General features: G+C 36.3%; 25 protein-coding genes. 10 read left to right on the forward strand and 15 right to left on the reverse strand.

Translation table 11 applies throughout. The features are described from left to right. Positions 1-274: 274 nt before the first annotated feature. The 3 genes from ric to E1171_RS21995 all read right to left on the reverse strand — a co-directional run bounded on the left by ric (position 275) and on the right by E1171_RS21995 (position 6,096). Entirely contained in the window at positions 275-1,015 is a 741-nt protein-coding gene (gene ric, locus E1171_RS21985) for an iron-sulfur cluster repair di-iron protein (RefSeq protein WP_246164487.1), read from the reverse strand. Between the two features lie 566 nt (positions 1,016-1,581). Next, positions 1,582-4,884, reverse strand: coding sequence for an adenosylcobalamin-dependent ribonucleoside-diphosphate reductase (locus tag E1171_RS21990; protein WP_155208231.1), 3,303 nt, complete (start codon positions 4,882-4,884; stop codon positions 1,582-1,584). 492 nt (positions 4,885-5,376) lie between these two features. Then, positions 5,377-6,096 (reverse strand): Crp/Fnr family transcriptional regulator, encoded by a 720-nt coding sequence (locus E1171_RS21995; RefSeq protein ID WP_155208232.1) that lies wholly within the window; start codon positions 6,094-6,096, stop codon positions 5,377-5,379. Positions 6,097-6,365: 269 nt separating this feature from the next. On the opposite strand from E1171_RS21995, the gene E1171_RS22000 reads away from it, so the two are divergent. From E1171_RS22000 to moaCB, 7 genes are all read left to right on the forward strand, one after another. Continuing rightward, on the forward strand, positions 6,366-7,565 hold the full coding sequence (locus tag E1171_RS22000) for a molybdopterin molybdotransferase MoeA (protein WP_155208233.1): 1,200 nt from the start codon (positions 6,366-6,368) through the stop codon (positions 7,563-7,565). A gap of 406 nt (positions 7,566-7,971) precedes the next feature. After that, positions 7,972-8,721, forward strand: coding sequence for a molybdate ABC transporter substrate-binding protein (gene modA / locus E1171_RS22005; RefSeq protein ID WP_155208234.1), 750 nt, complete (start codon positions 7,972-7,974; stop codon positions 8,719-8,721). A gap of 57 nt (positions 8,722-8,778) precedes the next feature. Then, positions 8,779-9,453, forward strand: coding sequence for a molybdate ABC transporter permease subunit (gene modB / locus E1171_RS22010; RefSeq protein WP_155208235.1), 675 nt, complete (start codon positions 8,779-8,781; stop codon positions 9,451-9,453). Further along, positions 9,441-10,091 carry a molybdenum cofactor guanylyltransferase gene (gene mobA, locus E1171_RS22015; RefSeq protein ID WP_155208236.1) on the forward strand — a complete coding sequence of 217 codons (651 nt, stop codon included), beginning with the start codon at positions 9,441-9,443 and terminating at the stop codon, positions 10,089-10,091. The genes modB and mobA overlap by 13 nt, the downstream gene beginning before the upstream one ends. A gap of 13 nt (positions 10,092-10,104) precedes the next feature. Next, on the forward strand, positions 10,105-10,347 hold the full coding sequence (locus tag E1171_RS22020) for a MoaD/ThiS family protein (RefSeq protein WP_155208237.1): 243 nt from the start codon (positions 10,105-10,107) through the stop codon (positions 10,345-10,347). A gap of 130 nt (positions 10,348-10,477) precedes the next feature. Further along, positions 10,478-10,927, forward strand: coding sequence for a molybdenum cofactor biosynthesis protein MoaE (locus E1171_RS22025; RefSeq protein ID WP_343031520.1), 450 nt, complete (start codon positions 10,478-10,480; stop codon positions 10,925-10,927). Positions 10,928-11,121: 194 nt separating this feature from the next. Further along, a complete protein-coding gene (gene moaCB, locus E1171_RS22030; RefSeq protein WP_187696584.1) occupies positions 11,122-12,033 on the forward strand; it encodes a bifunctional molybdenum cofactor biosynthesis protein MoaC/MoaB in 912 nt (303 codons plus the stop codon). A 47-nt stretch (positions 12,034-12,080) separates the two neighbouring features. Here moaCB and E1171_RS22035 read toward each other — a convergent pair whose 3' ends face one another. From E1171_RS22035 to E1171_RS22045, 3 genes are all read right to left on the reverse strand, one after another. Then, complete coding sequence (locus E1171_RS22035; RefSeq protein WP_155208239.1) at positions 12,081-12,563, reverse strand: nitrous oxide reductase accessory protein NosL; 483 nt, start codon at positions 12,561-12,563, stop codon at positions 12,081-12,083. A gap of 319 nt (positions 12,564-12,882) precedes the next feature. After that, entirely contained in the window at positions 12,883-13,350 is a 468-nt protein-coding gene (locus E1171_RS22040; protein WP_155208240.1) for a c-type cytochrome, read from the reverse strand. 266 nt (positions 13,351-13,616) lie between these two features. Continuing rightward, positions 13,617-14,474 carry an SDR family oxidoreductase gene (locus tag E1171_RS22045; protein ID WP_155208241.1) on the reverse strand — a complete coding sequence of 286 codons (858 nt, stop codon included), beginning with the start codon at positions 14,472-14,474 and terminating at the stop codon, positions 13,617-13,619. Positions 14,475-14,638: 164 nt separating this feature from the next. Here E1171_RS22045 and E1171_RS22050 point away from each other — a divergent pair, with 164 nt between their 5' ends. Next, complete coding sequence (locus E1171_RS22050) at positions 14,639-15,142, forward strand: cupin domain-containing protein (RefSeq protein WP_155208242.1); 504 nt, start codon at positions 14,639-14,641, stop codon at positions 15,140-15,142. 2 nt (positions 15,143-15,144) lie between these two features. Here E1171_RS22050 and E1171_RS22055 read toward each other — a convergent pair whose 3' ends face one another. The 8 genes from E1171_RS22055 to E1171_RS22090 form a co-directional block, all read right to left on the reverse strand. Next, entirely contained in the window at positions 15,145-15,858 is a 714-nt protein-coding gene (locus tag E1171_RS22055) for a lycopene cyclase domain-containing protein (RefSeq protein ID WP_155208243.1), read from the reverse strand. Further along, positions 15,855-16,325 carry a sterol desaturase family protein gene (locus E1171_RS22060; protein WP_155208244.1) on the reverse strand — a complete coding sequence of 157 codons (471 nt, stop codon included), beginning with the start codon at positions 16,323-16,325 and terminating at the stop codon, positions 15,855-15,857. Before E1171_RS22060 ends, E1171_RS22055 begins: the two co-directional genes overlap by 4 nt. Before the next feature lie 34 nt (positions 16,326-16,359). Continuing rightward, positions 16,360-16,887 (reverse strand): isopentenyl-diphosphate Delta-isomerase, encoded by a 528-nt coding sequence (gene idi / locus E1171_RS22065; RefSeq protein WP_155208245.1) that lies wholly within the window; start codon positions 16,885-16,887, stop codon positions 16,360-16,362. Then, entirely contained in the window at positions 16,884-17,408 is a 525-nt protein-coding gene (locus E1171_RS22070) for a hypothetical protein (RefSeq protein ID WP_155208246.1), read from the reverse strand. Before E1171_RS22070 ends, idi begins: the two co-directional genes overlap by 4 nt. Continuing rightward, entirely contained in the window at positions 17,405-18,241 is an 837-nt protein-coding gene (locus tag E1171_RS22075; RefSeq protein ID WP_155208247.1) for a phytoene/squalene synthase family protein, read from the reverse strand. The genes E1171_RS22070 and E1171_RS22075 overlap by 4 nt, the downstream gene beginning before the upstream one ends. After that, positions 18,242-19,738 (reverse strand): phytoene desaturase family protein, encoded by a 1,497-nt coding sequence (locus E1171_RS22080; RefSeq protein WP_155208248.1) that lies wholly within the window; start codon positions 19,736-19,738, stop codon positions 18,242-18,244. A gap of 280 nt (positions 19,739-20,018) precedes the next feature. Next, entirely contained in the window at positions 20,019-20,771 is a 753-nt protein-coding gene (locus E1171_RS22085; protein WP_155208249.1) for an ABC transporter ATP-binding protein, read from the reverse strand. Positions 20,772-20,820: 49 nt separating this feature from the next. Then, positions 20,821-21,549: an MlaE family ABC transporter permease gene (locus E1171_RS22090; protein WP_155208250.1), complete on the reverse strand. Its 729-nt coding sequence runs from the start codon at positions 21,547-21,549 to the stop codon at positions 20,821-20,823. 278 nt (positions 21,550-21,827) lie between these two features. On the opposite strand from E1171_RS22090, the gene E1171_RS22095 reads away from it, so the two are divergent. After that, entirely contained in the window at positions 21,828-22,535 is a 708-nt protein-coding gene (locus E1171_RS22095; RefSeq protein ID WP_155208251.1) for an SDR family oxidoreductase, read from the forward strand. A gap of 231 nt (positions 22,536-22,766) precedes the next feature. Beyond that, positions 22,767-23,705: a YihY/virulence factor BrkB family protein gene (locus E1171_RS22100; protein ID WP_155208252.1), complete on the forward strand. Its 939-nt coding sequence runs from the start codon at positions 22,767-22,769 to the stop codon at positions 23,703-23,705. Between the two features lie 8 nt (positions 23,706-23,713). Here E1171_RS22100 and E1171_RS22105 read toward each other — a convergent pair whose 3' ends face one another. Then, positions 23,714-23,989, reverse strand: coding sequence for a hypothetical protein (locus tag E1171_RS22105; RefSeq protein WP_155208253.1), 276 nt, complete (start codon positions 23,987-23,989; stop codon positions 23,714-23,716). Positions 23,990-24,279 lie beyond the last annotated feature (290 nt).

Below are 24,279 nucleotides of genomic sequence, written 5' to 3' on the forward strand. Positions count from 1 at the left end.
GACTAATGGAATGTTTTTACTCTCCAATACCTTTTCCCGGATGGTGGGAAAAGTTCAGATAAATAGTGACTCTAAATAGATAGGGAGTTTTACAAATGTCAGAATGAAGAAACCGTCAATTATATCATTTAGAAATATTTCATTTTGCTGTGAGAGTTTTAGAAGTAAGAAAAATTGGCTGGAAATATTTATTTTGAGAGCAGGGAAACACATGGGATTGGCGAAATAAAGAAAGGCCAAAGTTTTAAGCTCTGACCTGTTAATTGGATTAGGGTTATTTCATTAATTTCTTTTCAAGTGCCAAAGCCTTTGGAAACAAAATGTTGTTTTCCAAATGGATGTGGTGGTGCAGGTCCTTTTCGAACTCTTGCAGTTTGGCATATAAAACCCGGTAAGTATTACAAGCATGAGCTGGAGGAGTATATTGGTTGCTTAATTGCTTTATTTCTTCAAATATTTTTCCAGCACTCTCATGTTCATGCTCCATAATATTTATAGGATTTTTGATGCTCCCAAATTGTCCCTGTTCAACCGTTGTTCTCTTTTTTTCTGCCTTTTGCAAATATTTAATATAAGGGAAAAGCATTCCTTCTTCTTTCATCATATGGTGATTTAATTCTGAAGCTACCGTCATAAATAATTCTGCAATTTTTATGTTCTCCGGGTTAGCTTCTCCATGGACCTTACTCACCTTCGTGGCATAATTATAGATCATTGGAATATTTTTCCCCACATAAGCATGGTGGACATTAATGATATGGTCCACAAGAATGTCTAGCTCCATTTCATTGTATGGAAGACCTTTCTGGGAGGATTTTTCCATTCTTCGAAGTGCCTCCATGAGCTTGTCTTCATTAATGTTTTTCTTTTCACAAACCTCTTCCAGGCTTTTTTTGCCACCGCAACAAAAATCTATTCCAAAATCTTCAAAGACTTCTGCTTTTCTATAATCTTCCGTTACCAATTCGGCAATAGTACGTTTTTTAAAAGGCGGTTTTATCATGCAGCTTTCCATAACGTTATTTTTTTTTCAGGTTTGAGGAGGTATTTTAAAATTACGATATAGAAAATTTGAGATGACAGTAAATGATTTAGTGTAGTCTTTAATGGTAAAATTTCATTTACTCATTTCATTAACTTCTAATTCTTAATCCCTAAGTACTTGTCTCCTACTGATTTTTGTTTTAACAAAGGAAGGGAATGGAGTGGCAAGTAAATATGATTCAAATCATAATAGCAATTATTTTTCTATCGAGGAGAGGGAGTAAATAGAGTTTTCATCATGAAAGCAATACCTAAGGGGAGGAAGACCGAAAATCCAAAAAGGATTTCATAGTAATAGGGAAGGCTTTTTCCTTGGAAATTGATCCATAGTGGTGTTAAAACCAACCATACTTCACTTAATATTATACCAAAAAGAAAAAGGATTAGTCCCAAAGTCAAGCCTTTTGTGGAGAAAGCTGAAGGTTTATTTTGAAAAGGCCATCCTATTAAAAATAGAGAAATGAAGCCCAAAAAAACTAAGTGAAGGCAGTAGAAGAAAGGTGGACCCCTCATCAATAGGTCCACTACAATTTGGTTTTAACTACACCCCAAGCTATTTCCACAATTTAAACACTTAAAACAAGTACCGGACCTCACCGTTACATGCCCACAGAGGTTACAGTTAGGGGCATCTCCATTGACAATACTTAAAAATTCGTTAGATTGGTGATCGACCATTTCCATTTTCCGGTTTTGCCCTATCACTTTTTCAGTCTGGGTAGTTAACCATTCTGTTTCTGAATTAGCTTTATTTTTTTTATTTTCTAATTTCGGATTGGCAGAGGGTTCTTCTTTTTGAGGCTTTATATGTACTAGGTCTTCCCTTCCCAAATACTCCATGGCTAACATTCTGAAAACAAAATCCAAAACCGAAGTTGTAGTTTTAATATTGGGATGGTCTACTGGTCCTGAAGGTTCAAATCGGGTAAAGGTAAACTTATCCACATATTCTTCAAGAGGAACCCCATATTGTAGGCCAATGGAAACGGATATTGCCAGGCAATTTAACATGGAACGGAAAGAAACACCCTCTTTGTACATATCAATAAAGATTTCTCCCAGGCTACCGTCACCATACTCTCCCGTTCGAACAAAGAGCGTTTGTCCTCCAATCTTCGCTTTTTGAGTGAAGCCTGTTCTCTTGGAGGGTAACTTTTTACGTTCAATGATACGGGAAAGTTCTTTTTGAAACTTTGTGTCAGAGGATTGATTCATTATATGTTCTACTGCCTCAAGTATCTCCAGTGTCGAACTTCTCAAATCTATTTTTGAAGGGTTTCCTGTTTCCGTTGTTGCTTTTTCTACTTCCTTTTTTTCTTCAGAGCGTGTTGAAAGTGGTTGGGAGAATTTACTACCATCCCGATAAATAGCGCAGGCTTTTAATCCCTTTTGCCAGGAATAATAATACATCCTGCTAATATCTTCTTTCTTTGCTTCATTAGGAAAATTGATGGTTTTGGAAATAGCCCCGGAAATAAAAGGTTGTACTTCCGCCATCATATCCATATGACTTTCTGGTTTTAAGAAACGTTTACCTTTTTTCCCACATCGACTTGCACAATCAAAAACAGGTAAATGTTCTTCCTTAAGGAGGGGAGCACCTTCAAGTGTCATATTTCCACAAATAAAAGCATTAGCGATTTCAATTTCCACTTGGGTAAAACCTAATTCTTGAAGAAAATTAAAAGTGCTGCTGTTGTAGGCCTCTGCAGGAATTCCCAGGCGATCAAAACAGGCATGTCCTAAAGTATGATAATTAAAAAGTTGGGTGATGTTAAATGCCTTAGGAAGAGCCATGGAGATCTTTTGAATTTCTTCCTTTGTTAACCCTTTTCCAAGGAGGCTTTTCTCATTTATAAAAGGTGCTCCTATTAGTGATGAGGTGCCTCTAATATAGTCAACAATTGCTTTTTGTTGATCGTCGGAATAGCCTAAAACCTTAAGAGCAAAAGGTACCGATTGATTGATAATTTTCATGGTTCCACCTCCAGCCAACTTTTTATATTTTAACAGGGCAAAATCTGGTTCAATACCTGTGGTATCGCAGTCCATGAGCAGGCCAATCGTTCCAGTGGGGGCAATAACGCTCACTTGAGCATTTCTGAAACCATATTTTTCCCCATTTTCAAGTACTTCTTCCCAAACATTTGTTGCCGCTATTAAAAGATTTTCGGGGCATTCCATAGCATCTATTCCTTTAGGCTTTATGAAAAGTTCTTCAAAGTCCTGAGGGTTTCCTAAAATAGATGCTTTATGGTTTCTTAATACCTTTAGCATATGTTTTCTGTTGGCTTCAAATTTTTCAAATGGGCCTTTTGCTTTTGCCATTTCTGCGGAGGTGAAATAAGCCGTGCCACTGAGGAGGGCAGAAACAGATGCAGCGATGGCCCTTGCCTTTTGACTGTCATAAGGAATAGCGGCTCGCATGAGCATACCCCCCAAATTGGCAAACCCCAGGCCTATGGTACGATACTGGTAGGAAAGTTGTGCAATCTCCTTAGAGGGGAATTGTGCCATGAGGACACTGATTTCCAGAACCACTGTCCATAAGCGACAAACATGGTGAAAGGCTTTTGTATCAAATTCTTTCCGTTCAGTATTCCAAAAAGTAATTAGATTGATAGAAGCAAGGTTGCAAGCGGTGTTGTCAAGAAACATGTATTCCGAGCATGGGTTTGATGCCTTTATTGGTCCTCCTTCCGGACAAGTATGCCATTCATTAATGGTGGTATCAAACTGTAACCCTGGGTCACCACAGCTCCAGGAAGCAGCAACAATTTCTTCCCATAACTTCTCAGAAGAAATGTTTTTGAGGGTTTCTCCGTTTGTTCGAGCTTTTAGCCCCCAATACTCTTTCCGATCAAGAGTCTGGAAGAATTCATTTGGGATGCGAACTGAATTATTTGAGTTTTGGCCGGAAACCGAGGCATAGGCTTCTCCCTCATAGCCCGCAGAGTAACCGGCCTGTATAAGGGCATGAGCCTTCTTCTCTTCTATCATCTTCCAGTTGATAAAATCTTCAATCTCGGGGTGGTCAACATCCAGAGCCACCATTTTGGCTGCTCTCCTGGTAGTCCCTCCAGATTTAATGGCTCCGGCCGTTTGGTCACCCACTTTCAAAAATGACATAAGACCGGAAGAATATCCTCCACCGGAAAGTTTCTCATTTTTTCCTCGAATGGAAGAGAAATTACTTCCCGCTCCAGATCCATATTTAAAGACTCTGGCTTCTTTAGTCCACAAATCCATAATTCCCCCCTCATTGACTAAGTCATCGTCAACAGAAAGAATAAAACAGGCATGCACTTGAGGTCGTTCATAGGCTGAAGAGGACTTTTTTGTATTGCCTGTCTTAGGGTCGACATAATGATGCCCCTGAGGTTTTCCTTTTAGTCCATAAGCTTCAAATAAGCCGGTATTAAACCATTGGGGAGAATTTGGAGCGGCCTTTTGTGCCAGTAGGCAATAAACGATTTCATCATAAAAAATGTGGGCATCTTTTTCAGTTGCAAAATATCCATATTTGAGTCCCCAGTTTTTCCAACAAATAGCTAAGCGGTGAACCACCTGTTTAATTGATCTTTCTGGCCCAAGGCCTCCATCTTCCTGTGGAACTCCACTTTTCCGGAAATATTTTTGGGCAAGAATATCGCTGGCTAATTGTGTCCAATCGGCGGGAACTTCCACCTCTTCCATGGTAAAGACTTGTGTACCATCTGTATTTCGAATTGTTGTGTTACACTTTTTATATTGAAATTGTTCGAAGACATTTTGTCCTTCCGTTGTGTAAAACCTCTTAAAGTTTAAGCCAGATTTCTCACTGTTTTGGGCGTGTTTCATGGTTAAATAGGTTTGGTCAGTTTTGTCGTTTATTAGCAGGTAAGATTCCTTTTGCTTCCTTTATCAAAAATTGAAGAAGGATAAGGACATCATTCAAAGAAAGGATAGTTTTAACAGTTAAATTATGACAGGCGTCATATTATGATTGGATACTGTTTGGAGAGAAGGAAGAGGTGCAAAAATTAGGGTCTAACCAAAAAGGGAAATTTTAGACGTTGTTAGCCCCATGGTTTTCCTACCCACCAATAAGTTAATAAAATAGTCATGGGAGATATGAAGGTCGAGAAAGTTTTCATTTTTTGAATAACATGGATGAGTGAAAGGAAAGTATTAAGCTTAATAGCCTAAAGTAGGATAAATGGAAATTATGGATGATAGGGTTTTTGGTGACCTCTGTATTTCTATAAGAATATATTTCAAAAGGGTGGAAGTAGTTTCCTAGGAAGTTGGCGTGCAGATAGAGCTTAGAAAAGGATAGCAAAACTTATTTGATCAGTCATTTACATTAGCCGTTTTTATTAAGGATTGTAGATTGTTAATCGCAATCTTTCTACCAAAAAATTCAATAATTCCTTCTTTCCTAAAATCGTTTAAAGTACGGATTACGGTTTCGGTTGTTGAACCAATCATACTAGCAATTTCTTCACGGGTTAGGGTCACTTGAAGCAATTGTTTTTTTTCCTCCAAACCATAGCGTTCCTTTAAAAGAAGTAAGGCTTCTGCTAAACGTTCTCTAACTGTTTTTTGAGAAATCTCGGTTAACTGATATTCTGCTTTTTTGAGATCTTTAGATAAGAGGTTAATTAATCGTAAAGAAAAATCGGCATTCTCCTTTAAAGCTTGAAAAACTTCATCTTTTGGGAAAACACAAACCACTGTTTCTTCCAGTGCAGTGGCTGTACCGGCATAACTTTCATTAGTTAAAAACGAACGGTAACCCACTAGGTCTCCCTCACCGGCAAAACGCAAAATATGCTCTTTCCCATCATGCCCTAATTTATGAATTTTGATTTTTCCGCGGGAAACACAAAAAACACCTAAGGGAAAGTTTCCTTCATTAAAAATCACCTGGCCTTTTTTAAAGTGATGGAAATGCTTACTGTCGGAAACCCTATCCAAAATCTCTCCCTTTAGTGCTGAAAAAACACTGGTAGAAAAAAATGGACAATTTTTGCAGTGCTTTCGATTACAGCTATATTTTGAATAGGTCATGGGAAAAAGTAAGTCCTAATTAAAATAAACAGGTGCTTTTATCAAAAATTATTTATTCTTAATCTTTAGTGTTTTAAGTGAGGTGCAAATTTTGTTAAAAAATAGTATTTTATTGTCTTTTTAATTCCTAAAAGTAGGAGATTTGGGTTGAAATACTAATTCTTATTTTGTGTTATTAAAACACTAAAAATTCAAAGATAGGACAAAATATTGACATTTAGCTTTTGGGGTTAAATCCAAGAGCAGCTATTTAAACTAAAATTTCTGGTATGGTAACTGTTGAAAAAGCTAAACAACTTGTTTTTGATGCCATTAAACCTTTGCCTCCTAAAAGGCTAAAGGTCGTCGAGGCATTAGGTTATGTTTTGGCTGAGGATATTTTTTCACCCATCAATATGCCTCCCTTTCGACAATCGGCCATGGATGGATATGCAATTCGGTTTGAGGATTTTACTATTGATACTCAATTCTTTCATCTTGTTGGTGAGATTCCTGCTGGCTCTTCCAATTTTCCCTCTCTTGGAAGTGGGGAGGCCGTTCGTGTCTTTACCGGAGCACCAGTTCCTGACGAGGCAACAGCGGTAATCATACAAGAAAAGGCCATTCAAGAAGATCAAAGGGTTCGGTTTAAGCAGAATAATATAAAAGAAGAACAAAATATTAGAGGTGTAGGAGACCAAATTAAAGAGGGAGATCTTGCCTTAAAAAAGGGGGGGCTTTTAAATCCTGCCGGAATAGGCTTTTTACATGCAATGGGAATAACGGAAGTAGAGGTTGTAGCCCAACCAAAAGTGGCGCTCATTGTTTCGGGTGATGAATTGGTTCCGGCCGGTGAACCATTAAAACATGGACAGATTTACGAATCAAACTCTTCTACTTTGAAGGCGGCCTTAGAGGCTGCCAGGTTTTCAGAAATTAGAGTTTATTATGTTAAAGATGATTTTCAGCAGACTGTTGATATTCTAGGTCGGGCTTTTCTTCAAAACGATGTGGTCATGCTTTCCGGAGGAATATCAGTAGGAAAATATGACTTTATCGGAAAAGCTTTGGAGGCTTTAAAAACTGAGGAAGTCTTTTATAAAGTGCTCCAAAAACCCGGTAAGCCTTTGTTTTTTGGTAAACAACCTCATGCCGCTGTTTTTGCTTTGCCGGGCAATCCAGCCGCCTCATTGACTTGCTTTTATGAGTATGTGTTACCTTATCTGAAAGGAATTTCCGGACATCTCCCTTCGAATTGTCAATTGGAAAAGAAATGGTTGCCTTTAAGCACTACATATCAAAAAAAGGGAGATAGAGCACACTTCTTAAAAGCTCGCATTCAAGGTGAAAAGGCAAAAATTTTGGAAGGGCAATATTCTTTTATTTTAAGTTCATTTGCTGAGGCCAATGCCTTAATTTACATTCCTGCTGAAAAAGATATGGTTACAATGGGAGAGTTGGTAGAGGTGCATGTGCTGCCTACCCTTTGAAAGCTGACTTGAAGTAAGGAAAAGTGAAAACTGAGGTGTTTCTTTAAAGTTTTTAAGATTTTAATTCAGAAGGTATTTTTTAGGAGGAACCTCTTGTTGTGTTTTTGTTTTTTCATATTTATAATTATTGATCGCTAATTTTTGATTCAAATTAAAATTAATTCTCGAATTACTAAATATAAAAGGAACTTAGGTTTATTTTAAGTCTTTCAACCCCATTAATTTTTTCAATATATTGGAATGTCTTATTTTTATTGAATTCAAGCTATCCATTCCATTATTAAAGATGAATTGAGAGAATTTGCTATGGGAAGAATTCATCTTATTTTATGAGTTTAATCATATTTTTCTTTCTACTTCCTTCTTAGTTTTGTTAAACCATATTTGTGGGAGAATATTCAATTTTATGAGTAGAATAGTCGGTTGTATCTTAATCCTCTTTTTTTTATTTAGTTGTGGCCATAAGCTGACCGCTCAAAAAATTACTATAGCCGCTGCTTCCAATACAAAATATGTCATAGACGAGCTTTGCGAGAGGTTTGAAGAGGAGAGTGGCATTAAAGTGGAAAAAGTGTATGCTTCCTCTGGGGTTTTGGCAACGCAAATTGTCCATGGGGCACCATTTAACCTTTTTATTGCGGCTGATACAAAATATCCTAAGTTTTTGGTGGATAAGGGTATGGCTTTGGGGAAGCCTGTTCGATATGCTAAGGGATCTTTAATTCTATGGTCTTTTAAAAGTATTGATTTAACAGAAGGGCTAAAATCCTTGTCCTCCGCTCAAATAGAAAGAATTGGAATAGCCAATCCCCGCACAGCTCCCTATGGTGCTTTGGCTGAAGAAGTTTTGGAAAAAGCAGAATTGCTTGAAAAGGTAAGAGAAAAATTGATTTACGGGCAAAATGTGGGACAAGTGAATCATTATGTTTTGCAACAAAATGTAGATGTAGGCATTTGTCCTAAATCAGTGCTTAAGGCTCCAGGCTTAAATTATAAAGGACATTGGATTGAGGTCAATAAGGGGCAATTGGAGCAAGCCATGGTTCTAACCAAATATGGACAGGAAAATAATCCAGAGCTGGGTAAGCAATTATTTGATTTTTTGCTTTCTCCCCAAGCCCAAAAAATTTTTGCAGCCTACGGATATGAAATTTAAATAAGCTCTGAGCCCAAAAGTTAGAGCAAATAGAAATAGGAATTGAGAAAATATTAAATGCAGTACGATTGGAATCCGATATTTTTGAGCTTTAAGTTAGCTTTTGTGAGCACGGGGTTGTTGCTGCTTTTTGGGCTTCCAATGGCCTATCTTTTGGTATTCTGGAAGGGAAGGTTTAAGTTTCTATTGGAGGCCATTTTCAGTTTACCCTTGGTTTTACCTCCATCTGTGTTGGGGTTTTATTTGCTGCTGGCATTGGCTCCCACTTCCTTTTTGGGTAGTGTATTTCAGCAGTATTTTGGTTTTCAATTGGCCTTTTCGTTTAGTGGTTTGGTGGTGGCCAGCATGATATATACTTTTCCCTTCATGTTACAGCCCATTCAGGCAGGATTGCAGAAGTTGCCTTCCTCTTTGACCGAGGCAGCCTTCTCTTTGGGAAGTGGTAAATTGCAAACGTTCAGAAAAGTTTTGTTACCTAATATTAAACCGGCCTTATTGACCGCCTGCGTTCTTAGTTTTGCCCATGGCATAGGTGAATTTGGTTTGGTCCTAATGATCGGTGGAAATATTCCTGGAAAGACAAGACTGGCTTCCCTAGCTATTTTTGATGAAATGGAAGCACTTAATTATGATACAGCGGGATTTTATTCTATGATTTTGCTCTCTATTTCTTTTCTGGTACTGGCTATGGTTTATTTTTTTAATAGGCGTCAAGAGGTATGGCTAAGGTAGTTCCAAATGCTATGGGTAAAGATATGGAGGGAAAAACCAATGATAGGGAGTTGACTGGAATTATACTTGCTGGAGGGAGAAGTAGCCGTATGGGGAAAGATAAAGCCTTACTTTCCCTTAATGGGAAATTGTTTATGGAGTACATTATTGAGGCAATAGAATCTCTAACTTCTAATATTATTATCATAGGGCAAGAGGAAGAATATGAGCAGTTTGGTTATCCTGTTTATAGTGATTTGATTCCTGGCCGTGGTCCATTGGGAGGGATTTATACCGGACTGTATTACTCTGCAAACTCCTCAAATCTGATTTTAAGTTGCGATATACCTTGCGTTACAAGTGACTTGCTGAAATACCTATTTAATAAGGCCTATGGATACAGGGTGACAGTTTGCAGTCATCAACAAAAAATCGAGCCGTTAATTGGGGTTTATCAGAAAACCTGTTTGCCTCTTTTAAAAGATATGTTGGAAACCAACCAATTGCGACTTCGTGATGCTTTGAAAAAGTTAGATGCGCATTATTTGCATATTGGAGAGCATTTGTCTTTTTATAAGAAAGATTTATTTAAGAATATCAATACGCCACAGGAACATGAGTCCTTGAAAAAGTTGTTTCAAAACGATTGTGAAATATAAAAAGCTGTAAGTTATGAATCTAGATGTTTTGTTTTTTGGAATGTTGGCCGAAGCCGTCCAAAAACACAGAGAAACTATGCATGTAGAAAGTCCTATGTCATTGGCTGATCTTAAGAATTTTTTGGAAAATAAGTATAGTACCTTAAAAGAATATACTTATAAGATTGCCGTCAACGAGGAATTGGCCAATGATGAGAGTTTGCTTATCAATAAAGATGTTTGTGTAGCTTTATTACCTGCGTATGCTGGTGGGTGATTCTTTAGTTTATAATAAAGAGCTAACCGTTGGGAGGGAATAATAACTTGGTGTTTTGATCTTTCTCTCTTTTTATTCATTTTCACTCTATGCGAATACTTCAATTTTCACTATTTATATACCCATGAAGATAAAAACAGAGAAAAAACCCAAAAAGGTATTTAGAGAGGGGCCTATTTCGCCAGAAATGATTGCTGAGTCTATTGCTAAACATAGCAGTAAAACAGAAATTGGGGCTCATTCTATTTTTTTAGGACAAGTTAGAAATGATCAAATTGAGGATAAACAGGTGATTGCCATTGAATATTCTGCTTATGAAAGTATGGCAGAGAAAGCTTTCCACAACATTCGGGAAGATGCTTTTTCAAGGTTTGATGATCTTACCTGTCTGCACATTTACCATAGTTTGGGAGAGGTGAAAATCGGTGAAATTTGTCTTTTTGTTTTTGTCTCGTCTAGACATAGGGAACAAGCTTTTGAAGCTTCACGATTTATTGTGGAACAAATTAAAAAAGAAGTGCCTATTTTCGGTAAGGAGGTTTTGGAAGATAAATCATTTAGTTGGAAGGTAAATCAATAAATCAATTTAAGATTTAAATTGTGGAGTTTATAATAACACATCTGTCTTTGAAACTTTTTTTTATTTTTAATTTAGAATAGTATCAACTAGTTTTATTAATTTATTCCAAATCAGTTTGCAATTTCACATTCGTTAACTCTTAACTTTTCACTTCCAACTTTCAAGCAATTTATTAAACACTTAACTAATTTTTTGTGGTAGATATTACTTTTAAATCCAATACACTTAGACATGCGGTTGCTGGAGCTATTGTTAAGGTTAGTAAACCGGAAACCATAGAGGCGGTACAAAATAGATCTGTTCCAAAAGGTGATGTGCTGGAAGTGGCCAGAACAGCAGGTTTGTTTGCTGTTAAACGGACACATGATATGATCCCCGATTGTCATCCCTTGCCGGTGGAATATACAGCAGTAAATTATGAAATTAGGAATCTGGAAATTCATATTTCGATAGAGGTTAAAACTATTTATAAAACTGGAGTGGAGGTGGAGGCTATGCATGGTGCCTCTGTGGTGGCATTGACGATGTATGATATGCTTAAACCTATTGACAAGTCTGTGGAGATTCATTCAATTCGTTTGCTACAGAAAAAAGGCGGTAAGTCAGATTTTAAAATTAAGGATAGTACTAATTATAATGCGGCAGTAATTGTGTGTTCGGATTCCATTTCGGCTGGAAAAAAAGAAGATCGAGCCGGAAAAGCTATTATTGAAAAGCTGGAAAAGTCTTCTGTAGAAATTGTCGATTATTCCATTATTCCTGATGAGATAAATGATATTCAGGCTTTGGTAAATAAACACTGCGAAGATAAAGTGAACCTTATTGTTGTCACAGGAGGTACGGGACTTTCAACAAGAGATATTACTCCTGAAGCCATAATTCCTCTATTAGATAGAGAAATTCCGGGGATAGCCGAAGCCGTTAGAAAATATGGACAGGATCGTACACCTTATTCTATGCTTTCTCGAAGTGTAGCAGGTGTAAAAGAAGAAAGTCTTATTTTGGCACTTCCAGGTTCAACAAAGGGAGCTGCCGAGAGTATGGATGCTTTATTTCCCCCACTCTTACATATTTTTAAGATGATGAGGGGAGGAAGGCACGATTAAGTTGAAAAAATAGGAAAAGAATAAATTATTAATTAGAAGTAATTTCTTTACTCATGGATAAGAGGGCTTAAGGGAGGAAGTGTGTTAAATTGATCATACAATTCCTCCCAATGAAAAAGAGATCCTCCTTTCTCGGCTTGATTTTGTTGAGCAATTTCTTTTTCGGAGAAGGCGGTAATATACATTCCCATTGGACTGGGCAATTTTATAGTTCGTAGAAAGTAGGCTTGTCCCACTTCAGTAAACTCAGTAGGAGCATCATAAGTATTTACTAAAATATATCTCGGGGTTTTGTTTCTTAATGTCCCATTTTTCAAGGTGTTTATTAGGCATTCTGTCGCATCAAATTTATAGACCTTTCCCCTAGCTGTGACCAACTCGGCCCCATAACGTTGGTCATTAATAATCATTTGACAATAAAAGCAGGAGTCCTTTCCATACTTTATGGCCTTGGGTTTGATTCTACAGGAACAGGTAAAGTAAATCAAAAGAATAAGTAGTCCTATATGTTTACTTAAGTTTTTGCTCATGTTGATTCTGTGTAATTACATAGGCCAAAAGGGTTAACAGATAGAAGATTTTAGTTTTTCCCTCATCATAAAATTAAGAATTAAAGCTTCTTTCGGCGAAAAGGGGAACCATGCTGGTGAGAGGAGGGAAGTTTATTTTATCTTTCAATACCTCCTGATTTTTTTCAAACAGGTAGAAAGCCGTTGGAAGAAATTTTTATATTTGATAGAGATGAAAAGAAATTGTTTAAATGAGTTTAGCCTATTCCTTTTAATTTTATTTAGAAAGTGTGTTGGCTTTTATTGGAACCCGGGGAAGGCCATTAGTCAATAGGATTTTTTAATCCAGACTTCGAAAGTATTCCAGGATTTTTCTGGCTTCCTCCTCAGTCAGTTTTTGATTGGTCATGGGGGCTGAAAATTCATTGAAAAGATTCTTAGCAATAGGATCCTCTTTAATCATAACCTCCGGATTAAGGATCATGTTCATGATCCATTCAGGGCTTCTTCTTTGGGTTACTCCCGTTAAATCAGGACCTATGTATTTTTCTCCTATTTTATGACAGGCTGTACATTTTTGGGCAAAAAGATTTTTACCCTCTGAAGCCATTTCCTCATTTAGGGGAGCCAAGTCAACATGTTTAATGGGACCTACACCTTTGTCCTGCATTGCATCAGTAGATTGGGGTTCTTCAGTGGTTGTAGGGGAAGTAGATGGGGTTTGTTTTTCTTCTTTTTTCCCGGATTGGCAAGATACGACTAAAAATAAGGGGAAAATAATCAAAGTGATTAAGAAAAACTTGTTCATGATGTTCAGTTTGTTTGCTCAATATTGCACTAAAATAATTTTAGGCGATTGCCTCTACCAAAGAGAATTAACCTAAAACTACTGTGCTTTCGTTGACAAAAGCTGATTGATAATTTAAAAGAAGAACAAAAACGGATGTAAAAAGATTTAATATGAGGACAAAGTAAGTTGTCAGAAATTTTTTTCAACAAAAAAGGATCTAAGTAAACTGAAGGTCCAAACTCTCAAATGTCTAAACCTCCTTTTTTCTCAATAATCTTGGTTAATTATTTATTGTGCACTAAACCTAAACCTTTAGCAATCATACGATCTAGTTTTCGGTCGGGAATAAGACGGAGTAGGGTCCATTCCCTGAATTTTTTAGGGACCAAGGCATAACGAGTTTTTGGTTTATTTTTTTCAAAAATTTGAACCAAGCGTTTTCCGAAATAATCAATTGGAAATCCTCTTTTTCCTTGTTTTACAAATTGTTTTTGGAACTTTGTTGCTGATGCAACGAAGTCTGTTTCCAGGTAATATTCAGGAATGTTTTGAGCGGAATCTTTATCCCAAATGGCAGAATTGACTGCCCCCGGTCCAACGATAATTACATCGATGCCATAAAGTTGGAGTTCTCTTCTCATGCTGTGCGATAAACCCTCCACGGCATGTTTGCTTCCCACATAGGACCCCAAAAATGGGAAAGCGACTTTACCGGCAACTGAGCTAATATTCAAAATCCTTCCCGGAGGGTGTGGACAATTCTTTTGAGCGCCCAATAAAGGCAAAAATGCTTGAGTTACTCGAATTATTCCAAATACATTTACATTGAATTGTTCTTGAAGTTCTTCAATTGGAATGTGCATTAAGGGGCCACTCACAGCAATGCCTGCATTATTGATCAATCCGGAAAGGCCGTTTTGTCCTACTATTTTTTCTACTAAAGTTACTGAATCCAGAATTGCCTTTTCATCGGTAACATCGAAAATAAGGGGTACAAAATTCTCGTCAGATTCGTTTTTTAGTTGTTCTGCGTCCTCCGGTTTGCGTACACTGCCAAACACTCTGTATCCTTTTTTACAAAATTCTCGTGTTGCACCCAGGCCTATTCCTGTAGAAACTCCAGTTATCAAAATGTTTTTCATAAAGTTTGACGATTAGAAAAGTTCTTTAAAAATAAGAGTGTAATTTTGGTTAATTGGAATACCTTTAATATAAAAATATTTTTGCATTTAAAGTTGTTGGTTGGTTTGTTTGTGCAATTTTTTAGGTTCAATTAGAAAAATTCTGAATTGGAAAATTTAATGAAATGAAAACAACCTCATATTGGATTAATAAATTAGAACTTATTCCACATCCTGAAGGTGGATATTATCGACAAAACTATAGGGCTAAGGAGAGCATCGCTAAAATGGCTCTTCCAGAAAGATTTACTGGAGACAGAAGGTTTTCGACAGCCATCTATTTTTTATTGGATTCAAAGAATTTTTCTTCTTTTCATTGCATTAAGCAAGATGAAGTCTGGCATTTTTATGAAGGGAGAACATTGTCTATTCATGTAATTTCACCAATGGGAGAATATACCAAATTGCTATTGGGTAATAATGTGGAAGAGGGAGAAGAATTTCAAGTGGTTGTGGAGGCAGGAAGTTGGTTTGCTGCTGAAATTGCAAGTGGAGAAGGTTACGCCCTGGTTGGTTGTACAGTTGCTCCAGGCTTTGATTTTGATGATTTTGAATTGGCCAAAAAGGAGGAATTATCTATTCTTTTTCCCCAGTATTCTTCAATTATTGAAAAATTATGTAGAAACTAAGGTCAGGACTTTTGCATTTTAGTATAAGCTAAAATTTTTTCGTATAGGGTAATATTTAGTAAAAGTAATAATAAGGCATAAATACTGTCTTCAATGGGAATAGTGCCTAATCGAATACCCATATTCTCTTGAGAATTATACCAAACTACTTCTTCATTAATCCAGGAGCCCGTAAGAATCCCATTGGTTATAAAAAAAGGAATTAATAGGACAGCGAAAGAAATAAAAAAATAACCCATATAGGATTTTTTTAAAACAGTAGCATGGTACAATAACAAGCTAGTGGTTAAAATTAAAGTAAAATGTGTGTACCATTTTACTTGAGTAATAAGCACACAAAATAACAAAATGAAGGCTATAATGTAGGAAATCAGAGGGCTTTCCCTTTGGAAGAAATTTCTGGGTAAAAAGATTTTAAAGTTATGGTAGGTGAAAACACAGGCATACGGAATGCAAATAAAGAACATCCATTCTTCCAGGGGTAAATTGAGTAAATATAGTCCGGTTAAGTAATTTTCGTTAAAACCCCATACCCCCATTTCAGTAAAAAAAGCATCCCAGGTTATGAAAAAAGCGCCCGTTAGAAAACAAGCAGGCCAGAATGCATGCCAGGTTTTATGAAATCGGATTTTGGGATGAAAGCTAAAAATTAAAGGAAGGCTGATTGATCCCAAGTTTATCAATAAATAGGTAAAAGAGGTAAAGGTTAGGTTCATCTTTTAGGATTTAAGGCCTCCTTGAAATATTTTAGGGGAACCCACAACATGCCAAAGCATTCCCCATTTTCTTTTGCTAAATGTTTGTGGTGAATCTTATGGGCTTTTCTTATTGCCTTTAGATAAAAGTGGTTACTTTTTTTAAATAGGGGTAATCGTTGGTGAATAAAAATATCATGTACCAGAAAGTAACAAAGGCCATAAATGCTAATGCCGACACCTATCCAAAATAGAGGTCCTAAAGGATTTGAAATGGAGCCGTACAACATAAGAAGAAAGGCGGGGATGGCAAATATAAGAAAGAAAGCATCGTTCCTTTCCCAAAAACTTGCTTTTGATTTAAAATGATGATCCTTATGCAAAGTCCATAGGAAGCCATGCATAATGTACTTATGGGTAAACCAGGCTACCCCTTCCATTAGGAAAAATGTGATGGTGATGGTTAAAAGAATTAGGGGCCAACTCATATTGGTTTAAAATTGAATGGTTGAAATTTTATGTTTATGAAGATTTTGGGCCTAATGTGATTTCCTGAATTTTAGGAAGAATTATTTTTAGCCATTCTGTAAATTTTTCAGGAGATTGTGATATTTCTTTTTCCAATTTTTGCAAGCTAGTAAATCTGTAATCCATTACTTCCTCCGGGTTGAATTTCGGGGTTCCTGGGTAATTTCCTACAAAAACATGATCTAATTCATGCTCAATCAATCCATTGTCTAAATGGGCATTATATATAAAATGAAATTTGTGCTGAAGAGGACAAATAAAGCCCATTTCCTCTTTAAGTCGTCGGTGGGCAGCAGCCAATAGCTCTTCTCCCTCTCTTGGATGGCTACAACAGGTGTTCGTCCAGAGGCCTCCTGAGTGGTATTTATGTAAGGCCCTTCTTTGAAGCATCAATTCTCCATTATCATTAAATATGAATATGGAAAAGGCACGATGTAAAACCCCTTTTTTATGAGCTTCTATTTTTTCCATAGTACCGTGTGGGCAATCATTGCGATCTACTAGGATAACTTCTTCTTTCAAGGTTTTAACTGGTTTAGTTGATTTTGTTCCTCTGTGGTACAAAAATTTGATTGGGATAAAAAGTCCAAAATTCGTTGGAATAAGTCCGGATCCTGGAATTTGGTTTTACTGGCCGTTAAATACTTTAGTAATTTTGTTTTATCTGTTTGTATTTGGTTGGAATACCCCAAAAAGGGTGGGGTGGATGTTTGAACTGTAAATCTAAGAAATATGATTTCTGGATTTAAGGAATCAAGTTGTAGAGACTCTTCTAAATAAATTTTTCCTTGGCGGAAATAACTCAATTTTTTAAATGGGTTGTTGGCATGTTTGGCCATTAGAAAATTAGCCATTCCCTTGTAAGCAAGAAAAATGGGTGGTACTCCCATTTTATATTCTTTTGTAATGGTTTGAAAGTTTTTTGCTGCCTTTTTACTCTCCTTTGATTCATAAAATATTTTTCTTAGCGATTGAGTATCCTGTGCAAAAACAGGACTCAATTGTCCTAGAACTATAATAAATGATAAAAAACAATTTTTCATAATTTATTAAAACTAAATCTCAAATAGGAATGAATCAGTAAGCCAATTTTTCGTTGGTTGGATATCCGAATCCTGCTTCTCATTATTCGTTCGGATGAAGTAGCTCTTATTTTCTGGAATAAAGCATAAAAGTATACGTAAGCTACATATACCCCTAAACGAGCTCCATTAGGCAAACGACGGATTCCTTCGAGGCCTTGTTTAAAATCTTCATAAATTTCTTTTTCAATTAGTAGTTTTTGTTGATCATTAAAGTTCTGTAGTTCGATTTTTGGAAAATAACTTCTTCCTAAGGTGTGGAAATCCATATTTAAGTCTCTTAGGAAATTGATTTTCTGAAAAGCAGCTCCTAATCTTTTTGCATAGGGCTTTAATTCTTTATAGAGGCTATCATTTCCTTCTGAAAATGTTTTTAGACACATTAGGCCCACTACTTCTGCTGAACCGAGAATGTATTCTTGATAACTATTTATATCATGTGTTTTCTGCTTTAGGTCCATTTCCATGCTATTTAAAAAAATGTCAATTAACTCTAAATCAATTTTATAGACATTTACAGCATGTTGAAAACTGTTCAAAATGGGGTTTATACTGATTTTTTCTTCTATAGCTTGAAAGGTATTTTCTCTTATTTCCTGTAGAAGTGCCTTTTGTTTGTAACCATGAAAACTATCCACAATTTCATCTGCCAGGCGAACAAACCCATATATTCCATAAATCGGGATATGGAATTTTTTATCAAGAAAATAAATGCCAATGGAAAAGCTAGTGCTATATTTTCTTGTGGTAAGTTTGCTGACTTCTTCCGATAGGCTGTCAAAGAGTGCTTTCATCTACGATTTTATTTTTAAAATTTTCATAATTTCATTGGCAGCTACTTGGCCAGAAATAATGGCAGGTGGAACACCCGGTCCGGGAACGGTTAATTGTCCTGTATAAATCAGGTTTTTTACATTTGGATTATGCATGGAGGGTTTGAAAATAGCGGTCTGTTTTAAAGTGTTAGCAAGTCCGTAAGCGTTTCCTTTATAGGCATTATAATCTTGTTTAAAATCTTTAATGGCATATGATTTTTTAACCATAACCAGGTTCCTAATTGGTTTACCGGTAAACTTTTCCAGTCGATTCATTAGCAGGTGGAAATATTTTTCTCTTAATTCTTTCGTGTCCTCCAAACCAGGGGCTAATGGCATTAGGATAAAGAGATTCTCCATTCCTATTGGGGCTACACTGTTATCAGTTTTTGAGGGACAACAAACATAAAAGAGTGGGCGAGTTGGCCACTGCGGGGTTTCATAAATTTCCTTGGAATGCTGCTCTAGGTCTTCATCGAAAAAAAGATTATGGTGGTTCAACCTTGGTATCTTTTCTTTAACTCCTAGATAGAAAACAAGTGATGAGGGCGCCAGTGTCCTTTTATTCCAATAAGCTTTGCTGTATTTTTTTTGTCTATTTTTTAGTAAGTTTTGTTCAACAAAATGATAATCGGCACTTGCGATTACTGCATCTAGAGAAATTTCATTCTGGTTAACCAGTAAGCCGTAAGCCTTTTTGTCCTTCACCATAATTTTTTCCACCGTGCTTTTAGTATGTATTGTTACTCCTAGTTCTTCAGCCAAAGATTTCATGGCCTTAATGATTTCATGCATTCCCCCCATTGGATACCATGTTCCCAAGGATAAGCTTGCGTGATTCATTAAACTATAAAGGGCTGGAATTCTTTTTGCAGAGGCTCCTAAAAAGAGTAATGGGAATTCTAAAAGACTTATTAGGTGGGGATCTTTAAAATATTTGCGTACATAAGAGTGATAGGATTGAAATATACTTAGCCGAAAAATGTTGGAAATGATTTGAGGTTGGAAAAACTCAAAAAGGGATTTTGAGGGCTTATAAACCAATTGGTTAACTCCTAATTGGTATTTTAAATGTGCATTCTCAAGGAATTTTGATAAATATTTTCGACTTCCTGATTCAATGGACTCGAACATTTCAAAAATTTCCTCCATGCTATCCGGTACCTTTATTACCTCTTCCTGGCTAAAAATTATGTTATAAGATGGAGACAGTTTTTTCAATTGAAAATAATTCTCTGTTGTCTTTCCAAATCGATTGAAAAACTTTTCAAAGACATCCGGCATCCAATACCAGCTAGGTCCCATGTCAAAAGTAAATCCATTGGTTTGGAGTAAACGGGCTCTTCCCCCCACTTGTTGGTTTTTTTCATAAATCGTGACTTTTTGGCCCTCTTTTGCCAATATGCAGGCGGAAGATAATCCGGAAAAACCAGAACCAATAATTCCAATATGCTTCCTTGAGTCAAAAGTCTTCATATAATTTGTTTAACTTTTTATAAAATTTGTTGAACAAATATTGTGAAAAAAAAATTGGAAAAAAAATTTGAGAAAAATATTTTAATCCAAAATAGGGGCTTATTAGGATTTGACATGAATTAAGTTTTAGAAGGTGAGAGTGAACTCTGGAAATGAGAAAGAAAATTAAAGGGGATATAAAAGAATGGAAATTCCTTATAGAATTTAGGGAAAAAATAGGCAAAAAAAAACCTCCCATATGTAGATGGGAGGTTTTAACAAATTCCTATCGTTAGCTTTTTTAACCTTTTTCTTTCAAGGCTAACATCAGTCGATTGGCATAAATGAAATCTTTCAATTCCTTAACGTCTGCATCAAGAATATCATTTTTGGTGCCTTCCCATAAGTTTTGGCCTTTAAAAACAAATAGGATGTGATCTCCAATTTCAATCACTGAATTCATATCGTGAGTAACAACAATGGTGGTAATATTATACTCGTAGGTGATTTCCCGGATTAGGTGATCAATTAGGATGGCTGTTTGGGGGTCCAGACCTGAATTCGGTTCATCACAAAATAGGTATTTGGAATTATTTACAATGGCACGGGCAATTCCCACTCGTTTTTTCATTCCCCCGCTGATTTCAGATGGCATCTTTAGGTTTACATTTTCCAAGCCGACCCTTTGGAGACAAAAATTTACTCGGTCAAGCTTTTCATCTTCAGGCATGTTGGAAAGCATATCCAGAGGAAAACGTACATTTTCTTCTACATTTTTAGAGTCGAACAGTGCTCCACCCTGAAAAAGCATGCCAATTTCTTGTCGAATTTCTGTACGAAGTTGACGATCACCTTGAGTAAAATTCCGCCCATCAAATATCACCGATCCTTCATCGGGTTCAATTAATCCAACGATAGTTTTTAAAAGTACACTTTTACCGGTTCCACTTGCTCCAATGATCAAATTGGTTTGGCCGGGTTTAAAATTCCCGTCGATGTTAAAGAGCACCTGTTTTCCATCAAAAGATTTGTTGATATTTTTTATTTCAATCATTGTTCTTTTCGGTAATATGATCAAAGCCTTTCGGCTTTAATTTTTAATTTTAAACCAATAGCTGAGCCAAAAGGTAGTCTGCCAGTAATATGGCAATACAACTGTTGGTTACGGCTGTAGTACTGGCTATTCCCACTTCCAGGGCTCCTCCACGGGTGTAATATCCCTGGAAAGAAGAAATAGAGGAAACCAGGAAGGCAAAAACTACGGCTTTAATGAGGGCCATAACGATATTAAACTCTATAAAATCAATTCGAATCCCGTATATATAATCTTCCGGAGTCACGACACCGGTCAAAGTTCCTGCCACATAGCCTCCCCAAATGGATAAAAATCCAGCTAGAGTTACCAACATAGGATAAGTAATAATGGAAGCAATAATCTTTGGGAGCACCAAATAAGAAGCAGAATTTACTCCCATTACTTCTAGTGCATCTACTTGCTCTGTAATGCGCATTGTGCCTAATTCTCCTGCAATGTTTGAGCCTACTTTTCCTGCAAATACAATGGCTGTAATGGTAGGTGCAAGCTCTATAATGGTCATATCCCTTACAATGGTTCCAATAATGTATTCTTTGATCAGGGGACTAACAAGGTTATAGGCAGTTTGAATTGCGGTTACCGCACCTATAAACACTGAAATAATGACTACGATAAAAACAGAGTTAACACCAATTTTTATGCTTTCGTCAAAGATAAGCCGAATGTAGGTCCTAATGGATTCCCGGTTTACAAATAGTAAGCGCAGGAACATAAAATATTTGCCAATACTTCTCATTAAAAAGTGATTTGTTTGCTACTTTTACCCAGCATATTTAAGTTTTTTGGGAAAGAGTATTTCTTTTTTAAGGTTTCCGAAGAACCTTTTGTAGCTATCTCTAACACGACTTTTCTTAGAAAAAGTTCAAATTATTAAGCTAAAATAAATATTCGAAATACTACAAAAAAACTATAAAGCAATTTGAAGTAATCTTTCCCCAAACATTTTTGGAAGAGGGTTAAATTCGCCCAAAACTAATAGGTTAATCTTACTATATAAAATTAATAAAGACAATAATGAGAAAATTAATTGTAGTGAGCGGTGGTACAAAGGGAATTGGCCGGGCTGTTATTGAATGTTTTGCAGACAAAGGATTTGATGTAGTAAGTTGTTCCCGAAATCAGGAAGATTTACAACAATTAAAGGAGGATATCGAGGGGCAGTTTGCCGGAGTTCAGGTTTATATTCACAAAGCAGATCTTTCTGTAAAAGAGGAAGTGCTTGGTTTTGTGGGTTTTATAAATAACTTGAATCGCTCGGTCGATGTTTTGGTCAATAATACAGGCGTTTTTATTCCTGGCCAAATTCACCAGGAAGAAGATGGAGTTTTGGAGCAAATGATAAATACTAATTTATACAGTGCTTATTATTTAACCCGTGGACTGGTTAAGAAAATGAAAGAAAATCGTTCGGGACATATTTTTACCATTTGCTCTACAGCCAGCATTACGGCTTATGTAAATGGCGGTTCTTACGGTATCTCCAAATTTGCTCTATTGGGAATGAATAAGGTGCTGCGAGAAGAAATGAAAGAATTTGGTATAAAGGTTACTTCTGTGCTTCCTGGGGCCACTTTAACAGCAAGCTGGGAAGGGGTGGATTTTCCTCCAGAGCGATTTATGAAACCCGAAGATGTTGCAGAGGCGATTTTGGGGGCTTATAATATGTCCCCTCGATCGGTAATGGAGGAAGTGCTTATAAGGCCGATGGAGGGAGATATTTAAAAAGAGTATAAGTATTATGAATTATGAATTAATATCTTGCTGATCAAATTCGTGTTTTTTTGGCAGAAGTTTAATAATTTAAAAATATCGGAATCCGTGTCTTCTACTGGTTTGAGGATTTACTCGAACCAGTAAAATTTGGGGTTAAATCCTAGGCATTCGTCATTTAATCATCTAACTCCTCCCTCTTCATTTCAATTACTTTCTCTCTCGTCGGACTTATAAGGAAAAATGATCCGGAAATTTGTAAAAATTGTAAATAGAGCTACTTCTGATTTTATTGAAGAAGGAGCAATGGCTTTGGCAGCCGGTATAGCTTATTATGCTATTTTTTCTTTTCCTGCCATTCTGATTATTGTGTTGAAAGTTGCTGGGATTGTTTATGGACAAAAAGCAGTAGCAGGAGAATTATTTACACAAATTTCAGAGTTGGTAGGTTCCGAAAATGCACACTTTATTGAGCAAGTAGTTCAGGGAGCTTATCTTTCAGATTTTGGTCCTGTGGCTTTAAGTGTGGGATTAACTATTTTATTTTTTAGTGCTACTACTGTTTTCAAGGCTGTACAATCTGCCTTGAACCTTATTTGGATGATTCAGGTAAAGCCTAAGGGAATAAAGTCCTATATCAAAGTTGTAATGGATCGATTGTTTGCGTTTTTGGTAATACTAATTTTTGGGTTAGTCTTGATTGCTTTTTTGTTAGCAGGGGCTATTATAGATCATTTTCAGCAATGGATTTCCCAGTATTTTTCCCTTCCTTCTGCTACAATTATCCATCAGATTCATTCTGCTATCTCTTTTTTTACCTTGGTACTGATGGTTGGGGTAACTTTTAAAATCCTTCCAGATGTCCGTTTAAAGTGGAAGGATGTCTGGTTTGGAGCCATTACAACAGCTCTTTTGCTTTCTTTAGGAAGGTACTTGATCGGTGTATACCTGGAACATTCTAATGTAAGCTCCTCTTATGGTGCAGCAGGTTCTGTTGTGGTCATGTTATTGTGGATTTATTATTCTTCTTGTATTTATTTATTTGGTGCCCAACTTACGGAAGCCTATGTAGAAATTAGTGGAGGGGAAATTAAAGCAGGTAAAAATGCTGTAAAAATTAGAATTGTGGAGGCGAGTAAAGTTGATGAGGACCTAAAAGAAGGTATCGATTTTTTGAACTAAAAAGAAATTTATGATTCATACATTGCTTGTCTATCCCTCTTCAAGGCTTGAAAATATTTCATTTCAGTATTCTTTAGGTTGATGTATTTCTGTTTTTCATATAATCTTTTTAATAAACGAATCCTTTTTCTTTGATAGAGGATGGTCACGGTCATGCATAAGAATATGAGGGGGAATATAAACAAGATAGTATATACTGTAAGCGCTACTGAACTCACATGAAAGAAAGTAGCCAATTTGCTAATAATAATACTGTAGTATTCAAAAAGCGCATATTCGTTCATGTTGATTGTATTTTTTAGTTAAACTTGACCGATTTTAATTGTATTGCTTTAAAAGACTATAGTCATTCTTGAAAGGTAATTTTAAACTAATAAAAGGGGGCTGATAAAAAGAATTAAATAGTAGGAGATTTTTGGAGGGTTATCCTCATGAAATAAGATTATTCTTTCAAGAATATTTCGCGTGTAAGTAGTTGTTTTTCAGTGATTTGTGTTGTTTATTTGTTGTTTGTAATTCAATTGATGATTATTTAATTCTATTACAGTAAATATATATTTTTAATAGTAAAAAT

It is taken from the genome of Xanthovirga aplysinae, from assembly GCF_009711365.1.
Taxonomy (GTDB): domain Bacteria; phylum Bacteroidota; class Bacteroidia; order Cytophagales; family Cyclobacteriaceae; genus Xanthovirga; species Xanthovirga aplysinae.